Annotated in this window: 13 protein-coding genes; 2 read left to right on the top strand and 11 right to left on the bottom strand. The window is 44.8% G+C overall.

What is annotated here, in order from left to right:
- Positions 1-42: 42 nt before the first annotated feature.
- From hrcA to gpr, 7 genes are all read right to left on the bottom strand, one after another.
- A complete protein-coding gene (gene hrcA / locus MHI01_RS27835; RefSeq protein ID WP_036615092.1) occupies positions 43-1,074 on the bottom strand; it encodes a heat-inducible transcriptional repressor HrcA in 1,032 nt (343 codons plus the stop codon).
- A gap of 254 nt (positions 1,075-1,328) precedes the next feature.
- Entirely contained in the window at positions 1,329-1,799 is a 471-nt protein-coding gene (locus MHI01_RS27830; RefSeq protein ID WP_017687214.1) for an N-acetyltransferase, read from the bottom strand.
- A gap of 118 nt (positions 1,800-1,917) precedes the next feature.
- Positions 1,918-3,102: a radical SAM family heme chaperone HemW gene (gene hemW, locus MHI01_RS27825; protein WP_017687213.1), complete on the bottom strand. Its 1,185-nt coding sequence runs from the start codon at positions 3,100-3,102 to the stop codon at positions 1,918-1,920.
- Between the two features lie 153 nt (positions 3,103-3,255).
- Positions 3,256-5,070 carry a translation elongation factor 4 gene (lepA, locus tag MHI01_RS27820; protein ID WP_036615097.1) on the bottom strand — a complete coding sequence of 605 codons (1,815 nt, stop codon included), beginning with the start codon at positions 5,068-5,070 and terminating at the stop codon, positions 3,256-3,258.
- 145 nt (positions 5,071-5,215) lie between these two features.
- Positions 5,216-5,575 (bottom strand): hypothetical protein, encoded by a 360-nt coding sequence (locus MHI01_RS27815; protein ID WP_340984606.1) that lies wholly within the window; start codon positions 5,573-5,575, stop codon positions 5,216-5,218.
- Positions 5,576-5,629: 54 nt separating this feature from the next.
- Positions 5,630-6,925, bottom strand: coding sequence for a stage II sporulation protein P (locus tag MHI01_RS27810; RefSeq protein WP_315372316.1), 1,296 nt, complete (start codon positions 6,923-6,925; stop codon positions 5,630-5,632).
- Positions 6,926-7,072: 147 nt separating this feature from the next.
- On the bottom strand, positions 7,073-8,074 hold the full coding sequence (gene gpr, locus MHI01_RS27805; RefSeq protein WP_091013937.1) for a GPR endopeptidase: 1,002 nt from the start codon (positions 8,072-8,074) through the stop codon (positions 7,073-7,075).
- Positions 8,075-8,249: 175 nt separating this feature from the next.
- Between gpr and rpsT the strand changes: the two genes are divergently transcribed.
- Positions 8,250-8,522, top strand: coding sequence for a 30S ribosomal protein S20 (rpsT, locus tag MHI01_RS27800; protein ID WP_024628504.1), 273 nt, complete (start codon positions 8,250-8,252; stop codon positions 8,520-8,522).
- A gap of 188 nt (positions 8,523-8,710) precedes the next feature.
- Here rpsT and holA read toward each other — a convergent pair whose 3' ends face one another.
- The 3 genes from holA to MHI01_RS27785 form a co-directional block, all read right to left on the bottom strand.
- Positions 8,711-9,727, bottom strand: coding sequence for a DNA polymerase III subunit delta (holA, locus tag MHI01_RS27795; RefSeq protein ID WP_036668560.1), 1,017 nt, complete (start codon positions 9,725-9,727; stop codon positions 8,711-8,713).
- 256 nt (positions 9,728-9,983) lie between these two features.
- Complete coding sequence (locus MHI01_RS27790) at positions 9,984-11,273, bottom strand: zf-HC2 domain-containing protein (protein WP_340984605.1); 1,290 nt, start codon at positions 11,271-11,273, stop codon at positions 9,984-9,986.
- Positions 11,270-11,818 carry an RNA polymerase sigma factor gene (locus tag MHI01_RS27785; protein WP_017687205.1) on the bottom strand — a complete coding sequence of 183 codons (549 nt, stop codon included), beginning with the start codon at positions 11,816-11,818 and terminating at the stop codon, positions 11,270-11,272. Before MHI01_RS27785 ends, MHI01_RS27790 begins: the two co-directional genes overlap by 4 nt.
- Positions 11,819-12,169: 351 nt before the next feature.
- On the opposite strand from MHI01_RS27785, the gene MHI01_RS27780 reads away from it, so the two are divergent.
- Positions 12,170-12,472 carry a hypothetical protein gene (locus MHI01_RS27780; protein WP_017687204.1) on the top strand — a complete coding sequence of 101 codons (303 nt, stop codon included), beginning with the start codon at positions 12,170-12,172 and terminating at the stop codon, positions 12,470-12,472.
- A 132-nt stretch (positions 12,473-12,604) separates the two neighbouring features.
- Here MHI01_RS27780 and MHI01_RS27775 read toward each other — a convergent pair whose 3' ends face one another.
- Positions 12,605-14,623 carry a copper amine oxidase N-terminal domain-containing protein gene (locus MHI01_RS27775; RefSeq protein ID WP_127545191.1) on the bottom strand — a complete coding sequence of 673 codons (2,019 nt, stop codon included), beginning with the start codon at positions 14,621-14,623 and terminating at the stop codon, positions 12,605-12,607.
- Positions 14,624-14,643: the final 20 nt, after the last annotated feature.

Raw genomic sequence — 14,643 nt, 5'->3', positions numbered from 1 at the left:
TGTTCACCTCCTTATACGAATGAAATGGTTCATTCCCGAATCTTATTTGAAACGATGTGTTAGCATCGCCGTCAAGTCACGGGATAGTGTATTTAGAATATGAATGACACGTGCATAATCCATCCGCGTGGGTCCTAGAATACCGATCGAACCCAAAGCCTCACCGTCCAATGAATAGGAGGCTGTAATAAGGCTACAGTTGGCAAAGGCTTCATGATCATTTTCAGTGCCGATTCGCACTTGAATACCAGATCCACCCGGCACGGGCATCATCAATTTCATGAGTGTTGGTGTCTCTTCCAGCAGATCAAGAATATCTTTTACCTTTTCGATATCTTTAAACTCCGGTTGAGTCAACATATTAGTGGCACCACTGAGGAACAGACGATTATCATGTTCATTGTCAAAGGCACTGTTGAGCACCTGCATAACTTCCTCATAACGTGTAATATGCCGTTCCATCTCTTGCCCAAGTTCGGTATAAAGACGGGATTTCAATTTGTAGATTGGTACGCCCACAAGTTTGGTATTTAACAAGCGAACCACATTTTCCATCTCAGCTACCGAGATTTCTGGTGGAATCTGAACCGTCTTGTTCTCCACTTGACCTGTATTGGTCACGATAATTGCCACAGCTTCACTCTCGTTCAACGGAAGCAATTGGAAGTGACGTAAGGACGTATGGAATACTTCCGGTCCAAGCAGGATCGAAGTATAATTCGTCATATGTGACAAAATATTGGATGCATGCTGAATAACTTGTTCCATGACGTTCAATTTTTCAGCGAAGAACGACTTGAGATCATCCAACTCCTGAGGCTCCACCTGATTCCAAGGGACCAAATGATCGACATAATATCGATAGCCTTTATGGGATGGAATTCGTCCTGCCGATGTATGCGGCTGTTCCAGGAAACCCATATCTTCAAGGTCCGCCATTTCATTACGGATCGTCGCCGGACTGTATCCAACATCTCCCCTTTTGGAAATGCTCCGGGACCCTACGGGCTCAGCTGAACGGATATAGTCATCCACTATAGCGTTCAGAATCATTCGTTGACGCTCTGTTAACATGGTGAGTATCCCTCCTTCTGACTGTACTGCCCCATGTCGTTAGCACTCCGGTTAGATGAGTGCTAAGCGGTAATACAAAAATACCAAACTGACGTGAACATTGTCAAGTGAGTTTGATGAGTGGGCTCATCTATTTATAGTATAGACCAATGTCGACGAGTCCTAACAACTTTATTGAACATACTTTGAAGTAAAAAAGGACTGCATGTAGGGCAGAGGCTGACTCGGCTCGATTCATGCAGTCCATTCAGTTGTTATGCTGAAACGTTAAGCTCTTTTAATACCGCGATCTCATCGCAACAATCCTGCTTGCTGCAATGAACACAGTCGGTCCATACTTTCTCAGGGAAAATCTCTTTTTCCACTACGGCAAAGCCGTTTTTGAGGAAGAAGGATACTTCATATGTCAACGCCATAACCTTAGGAATCTGTTGTTTCTCCGCTTCTTCTACAAGTCGGTCCAGCAATCGGGAGCCAATACCGAGCCCTTTGTGCCCTTCCGAGATACCGAGTGATCTGACTTCCACCAAATCATTCCCCAGACGACAAAGCGATCCGCAACCCACCACTTCACCATCAACTTCGGCTACAACAAAGTGCTCCAGCTGTCGGTGCAGTATTTCCCGTGATCGCGGAAGCATGATCCCACGCTCTGCATAGCCCTTAATCATTTCATACAGTGGTTCAACATCTTCCGGCACGGCTTTTCTGCATATTACCGACATCCTTCTCTCCTCCTATTACCAAGCTTTCCAGAGGAAAGCTGACTTCGTAGTTGTTAAATTAACACGCTCTGTAAAATCAATATGAATAAATATACAACAGAGCGTATAGAATTTCAAGCTATGAATTCAGCGATATGGACCCGATAAACTCCGCAAAAACGTCATTTCCGAACAGGATACCCTGCTCGCTCAGTCGGAAGCCGTCTGCCGTCCGCTCAAGCAACCCTGCGTTCAACATTTTGCCCAAAGGCTTCGCAAACACTTCTTCCATGGACTCTCCGAACTGTTCGCTAAAGCGTGAGGCCGAAGCTCCCTCCAACATTCGCAGTCCAACCATCAGATAATCTTCCATGGCTTCGGGGCGAGCAATCTCAAAATGATCCAGACGAGGCAACCCTGCTCGTGAAGCTTCAACATAAGGATTTATACCTTTAATATTCATATGCCGTTCGCGGCCCACATATCCGTGTGCCCCTGCACCCAGACCGTAGTAGTCCTCATTACGCCAGTAGGTAATATTGTGACGACTCTCGAAGCCCGGCTTGGCAAAGTTACTGATCTCGTATTGTCCATAACCTGCTTCTTTCATACGTCTCATTAATAGAAGATACATCTCCAGCTCATCATCTTCATGAGGAAGTGGTAACTGGTTCTTCTGATACAGGGTATGGAAAAGTGTATTCTCTTCCACTTTCAGGCTGTAGATGGAGTAATGCGGCAGATCCAGTTCCAGCGCTTTGTCTATACTCTCATTCAACATTTCAACAGTCTGGTTTGGCAAACCAAACATCAGGTCAATGGACAGGTTATTCAAGCCTGCTTTTCGAGCATTCTCCAAACTGCGATATACATCATCCGTATTATGAATACGGCCAATGCCTGTCAGCAGATCATTCTGAAAAGCCTGTACGCCAAAGCTGACACGGTTGACGCCGCCTTCTTTCATCACAGCGAGTTTCTCCGCATCCGTTGTTCCCGGGTTGGCTTCCATCGAAAATTCAATATCGTCCGCCCAATTTGGGAAATACGTCTTCACGGAACGAAGAAATACGGCCATCTCATCCGGTTTCAGAGCTGTTGGCGTACCCCCACCTACAAATATCGTCTTGATCTCGCCCGGTGGATTGGCCTTAACTGTATGTTCCATCTCCCGTTCCAGCGCTTCGAGATATTGCATCACGGGCTGATCTTTCAGAACGTAAGAGTTAAAGTCGCAATAAAAACATTTATTCGTGCAAAAGGGAATGTGAAGATACACCGCTTGGGGCGCACCTGTCTTCCGGCTGTGTGCTGCCAATGTCATGGCAAGTCCCCCTCTATTTGAAAAAAGGAAAGCCATCCGGCTTCCCTTTCAGCTTAGTTATTTATTATTCTGTGTTGTACCGATGTTTGCAAGCAAACGTCCTACAATTCAATTTCGATACACACATTATGTGATGTACCCGAAATTGAATTACTAGTCATCAATTTTCAGTACCGCCATGAATGCCTCTTGTGGCACCTCAACGTTACCAACCTGCTTCATCCGCTTCTTACCTTCCTTCTGCTTCTCAAGCAGTTTCCGTTTCCGCGAGATGTCACCACCATAACACTTGGCAAGTACGTTTTTACGCATTGCTTTTACCGTCTCACGAGCAACGACCTTGGTACCTACAGATGCCTGAATTGGCACCTCGAACATTTGCCGTGGAATCAGCTCGCGCAGTTTCTCACAGACAATGCGTCCGCGATTATAGGCACGGTCACGGTGAACGATGAAGGACAGAGCATCCACCTGTTCGCCATTGAGTACAATATCCATTTTCGCCAGATTGGACTGACGGTAACCGGACAACTCATAATCCAGAGATGCATATCCTTTGGTACCGGATTTCAACTGGTCGAAGAAGTCATATACAATCTCGGACAACGGAATCTCATAGGTAATGGTAACCCGGGTTGTGTCCAGATATTCCATATTTACATATTCACCGCGTTTAGTCTGACACAGCTCCATAATGGTACCTACATAATCATTCGGTACGATAATATCTGCCTTGACGTATGGTTCCTCGACGTAATCAATCCGTCCCACCTCAGGATAGTTGGATGGATTATCGATTTTCATCACTTCACCATTCGTTAAGGTGACGTGATAGATTACACTTGGTGCCGTTGTGATCAACGGAATGTTAAACTCCCGCTCGATCCGCTCCTGGATAACGTCCATGTGAAGCAGTCCAAGGAATCCGCAACGGAATCCAAAACCGAGTGCACTGGATGTTTCCGGTTCAAAGCTCAGAGACGCATCGTTCAACTGCAATTTCTCCAACGCTTCACGCAGATCAACATAGTCCGATGTTTCGATCGGATAGAGACCACAATACACCATTGGGTTAATTTTACGATAACCCGGCAAAGGTTCCGGTGTTGGATTTTTGGCATCCGTTACCGTATCCCCGACTTGTGTATCGCCAACATGCCGGATACCTGCAACGATAAATCCAACATCCCCGACGTTCAGCTCGTCCACGATGGTCATCCGAGGTTTGAACGCTCCAACTTCAATGACTTCAAATGATTTACCTGTCGCCATCATTTTAATTTTGGAACCGGATTTGATTTTGCCGTCAACAACACGCACATATACGATTACACCTTTGTACGGATCATAGTGCGAGTCAAAAATCAGCGCTTTCAAAGGCTGGTCAGGATCACCAGTTGGTGCCGGAACACTTTTCACCACTTGTTCCAAAATTTCTTTGATTCCGATTCCTGATTTGGCCGAAGCCAAAACCGCATTACTTGTGTCCAAACCAATAACATCTTCCACTTCCTGCTTCACCCGTTCAGGATCAGCGCTCGGAAGGTCAATTTTGTTGATAACCGGTAAAATTTCAAGATTATTATCCAATGCCAGATACACGTTGGCAAGTGTTTGGGCTTCAATTCCCTGAGCCGCGTCCACAACCAGCAGAGCACCTTCACATGCAGCAAGACTGCGTGATACTTCATACGTGAAGTCTACGTGTCCCGGTGTATCAATCAGATTCAATAAATACTCTTCACCATCATCCGCTTTGTAAGTCAAGGCTACTGCTTGTAGCTTGATCGTTATTCCACGTTCACGTTCAAGGTCCATTTTATCCAGAACTTGTTCCTGCATTTCACGTGAAGTGAGCGCACCTGTGTGCTCCAAGATCCGGTCCGCAAGTGTTGATTTGCCGTGATCTATATGTGCAATAATAGAAAAGTTACGAATTTTACGTTGTCTTGCCCGAATGTCAGTCATTCCTTACCCCCAGAAACAGCCTAGTGTCAATCACTTCATTATAACAGTTGAAGCACAGTGCATCAATCCCGTGATGTCTCAACTTTATAATAAAGTGTCTTCATGCACTCCCAGAGGTTATATTGTACCTTAAAATTATGGTATTTTATTCAGCAACGCCGCTAAAAAGAGAGACCACCCATTTGATTCCACTGTGTGAGAGATTTTGCAGTAGTCCAGCCGTTTTGTCTGCCAACACATCAACCGGAGCCTTATTTTGATCTGCCCCAAGCACTTGGCTTGGTGACTGAACAGGTACAAATGGTGGTTCTTTGATTTCCTTTTGGACAGGTGCAGTCGGGACAGATTCGGTAACCTGTGAAGTTGGCTCTGTTGTCACAGCGGTTGACGTGCCGTCTGATGAATTACCCATATGAAAGTTGCTGCCAGCCAGCTGCATTCCAAACACCACACCCAGCAACATTAATACAGCGATGGATAACAGTCTTTTACCGAATCTGGACATATGCTTTGCCTCCTGTCACTCTCTACTATTTTGTTCTTCATACATATATAGTCCCTATCCACCCTGTGATGACGTTTCTGCACTGGCTTTGTCCACCTTCTGATCTTCCCAATACACTTGGGCAATCATGTCTGCTAGAATCTTCGATGTCCGTTGGAGCTCAGCTCCTGTGTTGTCGATGCCGCCAATCTCAATCAAAATGCTGTTGGGTGAAAGGGTTTGATTATACTCTCCATTGTTAGCTCCTCCGCCATCTTTGCCCCACACACCACGGGATACCCCAGGATACTTGGCTTCCAGTTTCTTATGAATTTTCGCTGCAAAGGCTTCATTCTGCCGCCAATTTGGATTTTCATGTCCAATAATGAAATACACTTTGGCGTAGCCCAAGTCATTAATAGTGGTTGTTGTTTTGCCATGACGTTGTGAATCGCGATGAATGTCTATGAGATACGTCAGATCATCATTTTGAGCGAGTGCCGCTTTTACCGTTTGACGGGAGTATTTATAAGAATAGTTCCAGTTGTAGTCCTTAACTTTAGTGGGGTAATCATCCTTGGCGTGTTCTACGCCGATTCCCAGCTTCTCCAGACTGTCTGAGAGGTAGGTTCCCACTTGAAACACATTGCCTGTTGATTTGCCTGTTGATGGATTATCACTTTTCGTACCTAGCAGTGGATTGTAGCCTTCCCGTGGATGGGAATGATAGATAAGAATTGACTTTTTGCCTGTTGTCGGTGAGCCTGAATTGTCTTTCTCACCATTCTTTGCTGGGGGATCTTCTTTACCTTCTCCATCTCCAGGCTCACTCGACTCAGGTGGATCCGTATTATCCTGGCCTGGAGGAATGTGCAGCTCACTACCGGGTTTCCCTCCACCTGCGGAAGCCGTATCCGTAAGACCGGGACCGGGCTGATAATCTTCGGGAGCCTCGGCTTTTTCGTTACCAGATCCAGGACGGAGCAGAACAGGTTGGTTGGAACCCATGCCCGGCATTTCTCTCGCAATCAGGCTCTTTGGATCTTGAGGATTTACATTCGTTAGTAATTGAAAAACAAATGAGGTGAGGTTTTCACCGGATATAGCAGACGTCTGTTCCTTCTGAGTGAGATGGGGCATCTCCATACCGAGCATATCAACAAAAAAGCGGCTTGATACGGCACTCGCAAATCCTTTCATGGAAGAAACGGGTGAATTATTCAAACGTTTCTCTGCCATGCCCCCCAGACCCAGTACAACAAAAAACAAGGCAGATATGATCATAAGCAGCAACAACGTACGGCCCATGGCCAGCACGTGCAGACATCTTTTTTTCCACTTTCCAATATTCCAGGCCAATATCTTGTTCATTCTGCTGTCTCCTTCCCTGCTGGACAACTCTTATACTTCAACTCTATGAGCCGGCCTAATTTGATAGAACAGGAAAATGAAAGATTCCAGAAACAAAAAAAAAGAAAGTCCGATAGATTCGGACCTTCTTCTCAGCAGTTTTAAGTTTTAATGTGTATAGGCCGCTACGTTATCCGGATTTACGGCATCATGGAGTGCAGCGTTAAGTCCTGTAGCGATAACATTGGCAATTCCCTCAATAAACTCATCGATTTCCTTTGGGGTAACAATGAGGTCATGACCTAGTGGCTCCAGTACCTCTTTCACCAGACTCAAGCGATCTTGCTCACCGATGTCGTCCAGCATACCCATGATCTGTTTGGTCTGATCCGTTTCCTGGCGGAAGTGTGAGCGCATCATCTCAATCACATTGTTCACAATAGTGGACGCATAACATACGGTTGGTACTCCGATGGCGATGCAAGGCACACCTAATATCTCACGAGTTAGGCCACGCCGTTTATTTCCAATACCGGAACCCGGGTGAATACCAATGTCCGCTACCTGAATCGTTGTATTTACACGTTCCAAGGAACGGGAGGCCAGCGCATCAATCGCAATAATGGCATCCGGCTTGGTCCGGTCTACAATCCCCTGTACTATGTCACTGGATTCAATGCCCGTTGTACCTAACACGCCGGGAGCAATCGCGCTGACTTCCCGATACCCTGGCGCAACCTGATCTGGCACCAATTCAAAATACTGACGCGTCACCATCAGATTTTCCACAACAAGTGGACCGAGTGAATCCGGGGTGACATTTAAGTTGCCCAGGCCCACAATCAAGACCTTGGATGTTTTGTTAATTCCGGCCTTAACCATAAAATCTTCCATTTCACGTGTGAACTCGGCAGCAACTCGCTCCTGTAACTCGGTGTCACCATTCCGTAGTGAAGGTACTTCCAAGGTGACATAGTGACCTTTCACCCGACCAATGGCCGTGGCTGCTTCTTCAGTCAGGACATCAATACGTGTAATCGTAATGCCCTCTTTTTTCTCTACATCTTCCCGTAGTCCGGGAATCGTCTGTTTCTGTCCACCTTGCGCCATTTCCTTGGAGTCGATCGCCAAATCGGTACGAACTGTATAGTTTTGCAAATCCAGTGTCATTCTGTCCTTGCCTCCCTTACCGCATTTGAGCATATTGTGTGGGAAAAAGGGTTTCTTTATACAGCATGTCGAACATCGTAGGAATATCTGTTGCATTTTACATGCTAGCGTGATAGAATATTTTAAGTTGTGAAACGTTTGTATTCATGCAAATGCCTTACAGGAGGTGAATGTAATGCCAAACATCAAATCCGCTGTTAAACGCGTAAAAACGAGCGACAAGCGCCGCGCACTCAACGCTTCTCAGAAGTCTGCACTCCGTACAGCTGTTAAAGCTGCTGATGCTGCTCTGGTAAGTAACGAAGTTGATACTGCAAAAGCTGCGATTCAAGCTGCTTCCAAAAAGCTGGACAAGGCTGTAACTAAAGGTCTGGTTCATAAAAATGCTGCAGCACGCAAAAAGTCTCGCTTGGCGAAAAAACTGAACGCTCTTTCCGCACAAGCGTAAGAAGCGTTACTTATACGATCCAATGGAAAAATCCTGAACAGCATAGGCTTTCAGGATTTTTTAGTATCTGATTCGATAAGTATAAGACAAAGATAAAGCGACCTTTATTCCGATGATTTAACGATCATGGAGCAAAGGTCGCTTTGTTTGTTATTCACACTAGTAATCTATTACGTTTACTTATCCATTCATGCACCAAGTCTCAATAAGAACAGCTCCAGACCAAGTACTTTATCCACCGCTCCTGTTTTCATCTGGTAATCCAGTTCGCTGAGGTGACTCAAAATCATTCTCAGACGTTCCGGCTGAAACTTACGGGCTTGCTCACCTGCAATCTTAACAGCATACGGATGCAGACCAAGCTGACTGGCAATCTGCTGCTGGGAGTAACTTTGTTGTCCCAACTCTTTCACCTGGATCATGATCCGAAACTGGCGTGCGATTAAAGCCGCAATTTTAATCGGTTCTTCCCGCTGCTTCAACAACTCATAGAAAAGAGCCAACGCTTTCTCCAGTCGCAAATTAGCAAGTTCCTCCACCAGTGAAAATACATTCTGCTCTGTACTACGGGCAACCAGTGACTCGATATCAGCACGTTTGATTGTCCCCCCATTACCCGCAAACAAACATAACTTATCTACTTCAGCAGACAGGGTCTGAAGACCTGTTCCTGCATAGCTGATCAACGTTTCCGCCGCTCCCGTCTCCAAGGAAACATCCCGCTGCTTCGCAAGTTTCACTATCCAATTCAATAACTCTTCTCCACTGAGTGGAGCAAAAGCAAGAACTACTGCCTGTTTCTTGACAGCTTTCACCAGTTTCTTACGCTCATCCAGCTTATCCCCTTGGGCCAGGAAAACAATCGTACTGTAATCTGCCGGATTTTCCATATATGTAAGCAGACGATCAACCTGATGTTCAATCTTGGATTCTTTACCTGCGGTGAACAGGCTCGCATCCCTTACGATAATTAATTTGCGTGGAACCAGAAAAGGTACAGTCTCTGCTTCTTCAATAACAACCTCCACAGCCGTTTCAGACAAATCATATGGAATAATCGCAAAATCACGATGTTCTTCTTCAATAACCTGTTCTTTTAACATATCCGTAAATTGCTGTATCTGGTACTTCTCCGTTCCGTACAGCACATAGATCGGTGCCGTTTCTCCATTACGTATTGCCTTTGTTGCACTTTTTACATCCATTCACGGCGCCTCCTTATCCCTCTTATCCTACCAGAAAAAGCGCAAGACAACAAAGGGACCTTACATCCAGTTATGGATGAAGGTCCCCTGTCCTACATCTATATAAACGCTGACACCAGCAGTTCTAGAAAAAGCCGGTGCGCGGTCATACGACGTCAGTTGTTTGAACTGAGATAGGACGTTTTGTTACTTCCACTATATGCTTGTCATACTGAAAATGTTCTTTCGTTTAGAGGAGCGCACTCCCCATTTTTAATTATTTCGCAGGAGCTCCACCTGAAACAACAGGTACATTAAACGAGTTCTTCGCCGTTGTTCCGTCCTTGTCCGTTTCGTAATTAAAAAGGGTACCATCCTTTGACCAACTCGCTGACTTCAGTGTCCCCTCTATGCTGCGTTGTTCAACCAAATTTAGAACATCCGGTTCGCTCACAGGTTTGGAGTATATGCTGATTTGATCACCAATAAGCATAACTACATAGGAACCGTCAGGTGACTTCCATTCTTTTGGTGCTGCTGTTGTAGTCATTCCCTGATCCGGTCCTGCTGCGAATCCTTTGTTCCCTCCAGAAGCGTCTGCACCTGCACTGGAATCAGGTACAGTGTTACCTTCAACCGGAACATCTTCAGTCATATTAGGTGTTGTATCCTGAGAAGTGAAGGATTGGGCATCTCCATTTTCTGTTTCTGTTTCTGTTACTCCATTCTCTTCCCCATCTGCAGAAGATTTAGGAGAATCTCCTGATTCCTGAATTCTCTGCTCAGAATCTTGGTTCTGAGCCGGATTCTTCTGATTATCGGTCGAAGGAGTTCTGGACGAATTATCCTGCGGTCCTTTATTCGGAGCAGGCGTTGATTCAGTAGCCGGTTGTTTAGGTGTCGGATCTGACTGAACTTCAGGCTCCTGTACCTCATCTCCACCGTTCTCTTCAGGCATTGTTTCTACGTCTTGGTTATCTGGTTTAGTTGGTGAATCATTCGATTGACCCACAAACACATCGTTGCTGCTTGGTTGGGACGAAGTGGCAGGATCATAATTTTCAATATTCTTGCTTAATGAGTTCTCATCCAAATTGCCGCTCTCTTGAGAAGCTCCAGAGCTCATCAGCATGGAATCGGCATTCTCAATCTGTTCAGGCGGATTTCCCCAGATGGCAAATCCCAATATAACTGCCGCAGCCGCTGCACCCATGGACATACGTCCTGCCATCGAGTTAAGCCATTTTTGCTTCGTTTTCCGCTCACTTGAACGTTGTAAATTCTCAAATGCAGCGGGGACAGGATTCATTTCCTGTATGGTGCTACTTTGTTCCTTCCGCGCTTCGTCAATGGCATCAAGCTGTGGCATAATCGCATCAACCAGACTAAATTTCGGGCTTACTTGCGGTAATTCTTCCAGTTCTCTGGAAAGAGCTCTGAGTAAACTAAAATTCTCGGCGCACTCCGGACACTTTGCCACATGCTGTAGCATCTGCGCGGTTTCCGCCTCGCCCAGATCATGATCCAGATAGCGGTGCATCCATTCCACCACCTCTTCGCATTTCATCCTGTCACACCACCTTTCTGATATTCCTGTAGTAGATTCTGTAATTGCTGCCTGGCTCTAAATAAATAAGATTTCACCGTATTCAACGGAAGATCGAGACAATCCGCAATTTCATTGTAGGATAAGTCCTGCAAATATCTTAGAACAATAACGGTACGATGATGCTCGGGAAGCTTGTTGATCGCATCCTGAATGTCCTGGGCCACATATGTAGACATGACCTCGTACTCCACATCCTGATTATCCTGAAAAACCATGTCATGTTCATCAATGGAGACAGACGGCTTGGTTCTTCTGAATTTATCAATACAGATGTTCGTGACGATGCGTTGTACCCATGTTTTGAATTGGGCCTTTTCTTCGTATGAATTGATTTTGGTGTAAATTCGGATCAACGCTTCCTGCGCAGCATCCAAAGCATCCTGTTCATTATTTAGAATGTAATATGCGGTCCGATAGACATGTTGTTCAATCTCCCGCAATAGGGTAATTAGAGCGTCGCGATCGCCCGATTGAGCGGCTCTGATGAGTTCCGGCTCTACCACAAAGGATCCCCCTCTCCCTGCAACCTTACAGACGTGATCATCAATAAAATTGTTGCAAAGTTAAGTATTTTTTTAATTTGCCATAACAAAATAACGGCGTATGTATTAGGGCCGCTGAAATCTTCTCTTAGAATAACAGAAATTGCATAACGAGTCACCAAACGTATCCAAAAGGGATTCCATTACTTACACGACTCAATTCAAATGCAATGGCATACATTATAGATAAGCACTTTTTTGGTTCCTAAAATAAAAAAAGTCGAAATTTGTCCAAATTTAAGCTGATTTTAATGCAATTTTCATGAAAATAGTGTATTGTAAATTTACATTCATAAACACGAGGTGATGAGCATGCCAGCTCTTGCGAAAATTCAAGCTTTAAAAGAACAAATGCCCAAAGAATATCAAAGTATTTCCCACTTTGTTGAACATGCATTGGAGTCCATTGATACTCTGGTCGAGGAACATCGGAAGTACGTAGCTGCACAGGCATTATACGGCGATAAAATCGTTGGATCGGAAGAACGCTTGTACAGAGAAACCGTACTGGATGTCAGAGCACAGCTATTGATGACTCTTGAGAAAACGGTAGAAGATCTGTTGCACAAGGGCGACAAACACTGGAGCAAACACTTTAAGGATGGCGTAGAGTAGCTCTTATATTTCTTCTACATTTTGAAAAAATGGCCCGTTTTCCGATATTCTCCCTCCTGGGGGGGTAACGGAAAGCGGGCTTTTTTTGTACTGTGACTTGCAATCAAAAGAAGTGATTAATTGGTATATTCATTAGTAAATCGCCATCAGTTTGCCATTGAGAAACCCTAAAGCTCTTATGCCTGCGGAGCTGGCATACACCCAAACCTCGATTTTGCCTTTTGAACTCGTTTCATACGTAATGCTCGATGGATCTCCCCATGCAAGGCGCACCTGAGTTATGTTCATTCCTAAAGCTACTTCTCCAGCAATGATTTTATTCCAAGTGGACTTGGACCAATTGTATTTCTTATACGGATCAGAAGAGAAGAATTGGTTGGAATCGGCAAGCATCTCCGTCACACTGGAAGGTGCACCTCCTGCGTAGGCAGAAACGGTTTTTCCTTTTGCATTACGGAAGATAATAGAGTAACTTCGATCACCGTATTTAATCTTCTCAATTTTGATATCTGATATGGTCACTTTACTGAAACGTTGCCCTAAACTCGTATCACTGTTGATCCAGTAGGACTTGCCAATGAAGCGAGCAAGATTCCCCAACTCTTTTTTCTTGATCAGTGCAAGTGTATCCTTCGATTCCACCACAATAGAAGAATTTCCAACCAACACCTTGGCCTGCTTTAGCTCAGCATCCCATCGAACCTGAATACCCGCAGCCTGTCTTAACAAGTCCGCAGGAAATACAGTTTGTCCTCCAATGATTTGTACTTTCCCTTTTAACTTCAGCTCTTTGTTGTTTAATCGCGCAACAGCACTCCCTTTTTGCAAAACAATACTGTCATCTCCAAATTGAATTTCAAAAGATGAGCCCTTCACATCAATTTTGGCTCCCAATGTTTTGAACACCGACTGTACTGGCAAGTATACATTTCCATCCAACAATGTGGCGCCTGTTAACTTTTGCTGTGAATCAACGTTCAGTTGAAGACTTGAGGCCAAATCACCTATCTTCAAAGTCACTTTGGTTGTTCCTATGCCCGTAACCTTCAGTTTGCCTCCTGCCTGAATCTGTGCAACTTGGGGCTGCTCCACTATAAGTTCTTCAGGCAAAGGTGAACGTTTGTTCTTGAAACCATTACTATAATTCTCTTGAACGGTAAGGGTGATCATATCCCCAATATTAGCTTCCTTGGAAGATGCCGTAAGTGTCACTTGATTTAACGCGGGAGCTGATAGAGGATTTAACTTTCCATTATCATATGTAGCCCATGATCCATCCTGTAATAGTGCATATAGCTCATCCAGATTAGGCGCATACACCATCCGCGATACGTTACTTAGACCAGGCAGTTGCTCGCCCTTATATTTGGCAGTTCGATCGTAGCTCCAGACGCTTCCATCCTGTTTCACCGTGAGCAGCTTATGCGTACTCCCCCACCAAATCAAAGATTGCACATTATTCGCAACCGTGATGTAATCATCCTCATACAGCATACTTACGATCACTACCGAGCCATCATTTTTCAGCACTGCTGCGTAAACACCATTCGTTGCAATTGCTTTACCATCAGGTACATTTCCAGCTTTACGTATTTTGTTGTATTTGTCATAATATATATCTCCTGATGAAGATAATGCGCTATAAGAAGAATCGCTTCCAAAACTATAAGAATCCGCATCGATAATCGATTCCAAAACCTTAGCCTGATCATCAAAATTATAAAGGTTTCCATCCTGAAGCTGAACCCATCCATGACCATATACCTTAATCACACCATTGAATTGTTTCGTTACTGGTATATGCGCATTGTCCTTATTCCACCGAATCACTTGGCCATCAGCAGTCCACCCATAGATGGAATGGTCTTCTGATTTTGAAATACCAATCAGTTTTCGATTTTGTGTCCATACTCCACTTGTGGCCCCTTTAGACCAAAGTGTACCATCGTCCAGCAAATAGTCATTTCGGTCAAGAACTGAAGTGATGGAATTACCCGATCCAGATGATGCAAAAGCGGAGGACTGTCCTGCGATCAAACCGATGACTAAAAGTCCAATGCATAGGGCTATCGCTTTTCTAATCCATTTCACTCTAAACTTCTGAGTTGCATTTCTGTTCTTTTTACTTTGCGACATTTCTACAAGTTCCATTTTCTTGATCCCCTCATTAT

Source organism: Paenibacillus sp. FSL M7-0656 (genome assembly GCF_038003225.1).
Lineage (GTDB): Bacteria > Bacillota > Bacilli > Paenibacillales > Paenibacillaceae > Paenibacillus > Paenibacillus amylolyticus.
Note: the sequence above shows the minus strand (reverse complement) of the source record. Positions and strands in the feature narration are given on the sequence as shown.